Genomic DNA, 3,760 nt, shown 5'->3' on the forward strand with positions numbered 1-3,760 from the left:
CTAGGGCCATCTTGGCCAGAGCGGCCAAATCTTCACGGCGCGAATCCGCCGCGGCTTTCAGCTCACGTTCGGCGGTGGCCTTGTCGCCGGCGTCGATGGCGGCGACTCCGGCCAGGAAGCGAGCGACTTCGGCGGTGCGCGTGTGCGGGTACCGCTCGGCGACTTCCAGGAACTCCTTCTGTGCCTGCTTGCCGCGCGCTTCAGCCGACTCGAAGGTCAGGATGCGAGGCCGTTCCGGCGAGCCGGGGGCGCGCAGTTGGCTCTGGAAGGTCCGGACCGCCTTGCCCAAGGCGACGCTGGCCTGCTCGTTCTGGCGGTCAAAGTAGTACCATCCTCCTGCCAGGACAGCAGCGAGCAGGACGACTGCGCCGACCGCGATGGCGACGTTCTTCTGGTGGCCGGCGGCCCAGGAAGCGGCCCCCTGGGTGGCATCGGTGAAGCGGTCGTGTTTGAGTTGCTGACGGGTATAGCCGGGCACAGTTTTCAGGGTTCCTGACGGGTCGGCGGAAGTGGCTGCAAAACGTTGAGTTTAGCAGGCTGAAAATGCCGGTGCAACCGACCCCGGGCAGCGCGGCTTCCAACTAAGAGAAGCTCCTTCTGAAACGGCCCTTTCACTGACCGCGGCCCGTACGCGGCCGGGAGACCATATGCGCAAACTATGGATCGCGCTCGCAGTCATCGTGTTGCTGGTGGTAGGCGCCGCCGTGGCGCTGCCCTACGTGATCGACGTCAACCGGTATCACGGCCGGATCCAGGCGGAGATCGAGAAGCGCGTCGGGCGCAAGGTCACGCTCGGCCCGATGAAGCTCAGCCTGTTGCCCTTTGCCATCCGTGTGCAGGGCACGACCATCGCCGAAGACCCCAGTTTTGGCGAGGGGAAGGTCTTTGCCAAAGCGGATGAGCTGTACGTGCGCGCGGAGCTGTGGCCGCTGTTGCGCGGCGACGTGCAGGTGCGCTCGCTCGAATTGGAGAAGCCGCAGATCGAGCTGGTGAAAAACGCGGGCGGGGTGTGGAACTTCGCCAGCCTGGGACACAACGCCGCGACGACCGAACAGCCGGCCGGCGTCACGCGCGAGGAGCAGGCGCGCGCCCAGCAGCAGAAGCAGGACGAGCAGCAGGCCAAGCAGAAGCCGCAGGAGTTCGCGCTCGACCGTCTGCGGATCAGCGACGGCCAAATCGCGATCACCGACCTGAAGGCGAAGCAGCCGCGCGCGGTGTACGACCACATCGACCTGGCGATCGAGGATTACAAGCCGGGGCACCCCTTCCTGATCGACTTGGCGGCGCACCTGCCGGGCCAGGGCAAACAGGAAGCGCGGTTGAACGCGAAGGTCGGACCGATCCGCGACGACAACCGGCTGGCGACGCCGATCGACGGCACGCTGAAGCTAGAGGAGGTATCGATCGCGGGCTTGCAACGGTTCCTCAACACCCCTGCGCTGGCGGGCGCGGACGGCATCGTGAGCGGCGACACGACGGTGAAGAACGCCGACGGCAAGCTGGCGGCGAAGGGCGCGCTGCGCATCGAGCAGCCGAAGGTCAAGGGCGTGAACATCGGGTATCCGATCGCGGCGGACTTCGACGTCCGCGAAGACCTGGACAGCGAAGTGATCCGCATCGAAAAAGGCACGCTGAAGCTGGGCGCCACGCCGCTGTCGGTGACGGGAGTGATGAACGCGGCGCCCACGCCGATGCAGCTCGACCTGCGCATCTGGACGCCGGAGGCGCCGATCGGCGAGATCGCGCGGCTGGCGTCGGCGTTCGGCGTCGCCTTCCATAAGGACATGAACATCGACGGGCGCGTGCAGGCCGACGTGCAGGCGAAGGGCGCGGCGACGCAGCCGCTGCTCAACGGCAACATCAGCGCCAAGAACCTGAGCATCAGCGGCAAGGGATTGAAGCAGCCGGTGCAGGTGCAGGGCATCCAGCTCGCGCTCTCGCCCACCGAAGTCCGTTCCAACGATTTCGCGGCCTCGACCGCGGGCGCGACGGTGAACGTGCAGTTTGCGCTCACGCAGTACACGACCTCCAATCCGCAGGTGCAGGCGACCGTGCGCACAGGCGGCGCGCAGGTGGAAGACGTGCTGAACATCGCGCGCGCGTACGGCATCGAGGCGGTGGAGGGCGTGAGCGGCAGCGGGCGCATCACGCTCGACCTGCGCGCCAGCGGCGCGCTGAAAAATGCGTCGGCGATGGCGCTGTCGGGCTCCGGGTCGCTCCAGAACGCGAACCTGCAGATGCCGTCGCTGGGGACGCCGGTGGTGGTCCGCAACGCCGACCTGAAGTTCACGCAGAACTCGGCGGTGCTGCAGAACCTGGTGGGCGCGATCGGCAGCACGAACGCGAGCGGCACGGTGACCCTGCGCAACTTCGCGGCGCCGCAGGTGGAATTCACGCTCACGGCCGACAAGCTGAACCTCAACGAGCTGCCGGCGTGGTTCGCGAGCAAGAAGGCGCAAGCGGGCGTGGTGACGCCGCTGGCAAACGCGGCCGAGGAGGGCGCGCTCGCGAAGATGACGGGCCGCGGCAAGATCGCGGTCGGCACGATCCTCTACGACCAGCTGGTGATGAACAACGCGAAGTCGGATGCGACGCTCGACCACGGCGTGATCCGGCTGGCGCCGCTGACGGCGGAGATCTACGGCGGCATGCAGACCGGCTCGATCGTGATCGACACGCGGCCGGACCCCATCCAGTACGCGGTGAACACCAAGCTCGAGAAGGTGGACGCGAACAAGCTGCTGTCGTCGACGACCTCGCTGAAGCAGACGCTCTACGGGCTGCTGATGGCGAACGCCAACACGTCGTTCCGCTCGGGCTCGAGCTCGGACCAGATCGCGCGCTCGCTCAACGGGACGTTGAACCTGAACCTGCGGAACGGCAAGATCGCAAACATGGACCTGTGGTACGAGTTGGCGAACGCCGGCAAATTCCTGACGACGGGCCAGAAATTCAGCGAGCAGCCGTTCACGAACCTGGTGGCGCTCACCGGCGACTTCGACGTGCAGAACGGCGTGGCGCAGACCAACAACCTGAAGGCGGTGATCGACGGGGCGACGGTGACGGGCGCAGGCAGCGCGAACCTCGCCGACCAGTCGCTGAACATGAGGATGGTGGCAACGCTCTCGAAGGAGCGCAGCCAGGAGGTGGGCGGGACCGGCATCGGCGGATTCATGAGGACGGCGCTGGCCAACCAGAACGGCGAACTGGTGATCCCGGTGCAGGTCACCGGGACGTTCGCGAAGCCGAAGTTCGCGCCCGACATGCAGCGCATTGCGCAGATGAAGATGGAAGGTCTGAGCACCAATCCCGTGGGCACCGTGCAGGACATCCTGGGTACGTTCGGCGGGAAGAAGAAGCAGCAGCAACCGCCGCCGGATGGCCAGCCGCAGTCGCAGCAGCAGCCTCCGGATGGCCAGCAGCCGGCGCAGACCGGGACGCAGCCGCAACCGAAGCAGCCTGACCTGCTGCAGCAGATCCTGGACGCGACCAAGAAGCGGCAGCAGAAGAACCAGCCGCCGCCGGCGCAGCCGTCGCCGAGTCCGACCCCGAACCAGCAGCCGAAGGACTACAGCGAGGAGCCGCCGCCGGACCAGCCGAAGTAACAAGCAGCGATCAGCGAAACAAAAAGCCGCCGCGAATCGCGGCGGCCTTGGAACTTGCGGGGCTCAGCGGACCTCTTCGAGCTGGCCCTTTTCCATCTTCTCCTGGCAATCGATGCAGTACCGGGTCCACGGCACGGCCTCGAGGCGCTTGGAGT

Annotated in this window: 2 protein-coding genes; one reads left to right on the top strand and one right to left on the bottom strand. The window is 66.5% G+C overall.

The features are described 5' to 3' along the window. The coding region (locus tag VLA96_02880) for a tetratricopeptide repeat protein (GenBank protein ID HSE48132.1) at window positions 1–478 on the bottom strand (478 nt) is incomplete at its 3' end. A 169-nt stretch (window positions 479–647) separates the two neighbouring features. On the opposite strand from VLA96_02880, the gene VLA96_02885 reads away from it, so the two are divergent. After that, window positions 648–3,605: an AsmA family protein gene (locus VLA96_02885; GenBank protein ID HSE48133.1), complete on the top strand. Its 2,958-nt coding sequence runs from the start codon at window positions 648–650 to the stop codon at window positions 3,603–3,605. The last annotated feature ends 155 nt before the right edge of the window (window positions 3,606–3,760 follow it).

This window comes from Terriglobales bacterium, assembly GCA_035457425.1.
In the GTDB taxonomy this organism is placed as follows: domain Bacteria; phylum Acidobacteriota; class Terriglobia; order Terriglobales; family Acidobacteriaceae; genus JACPNR01.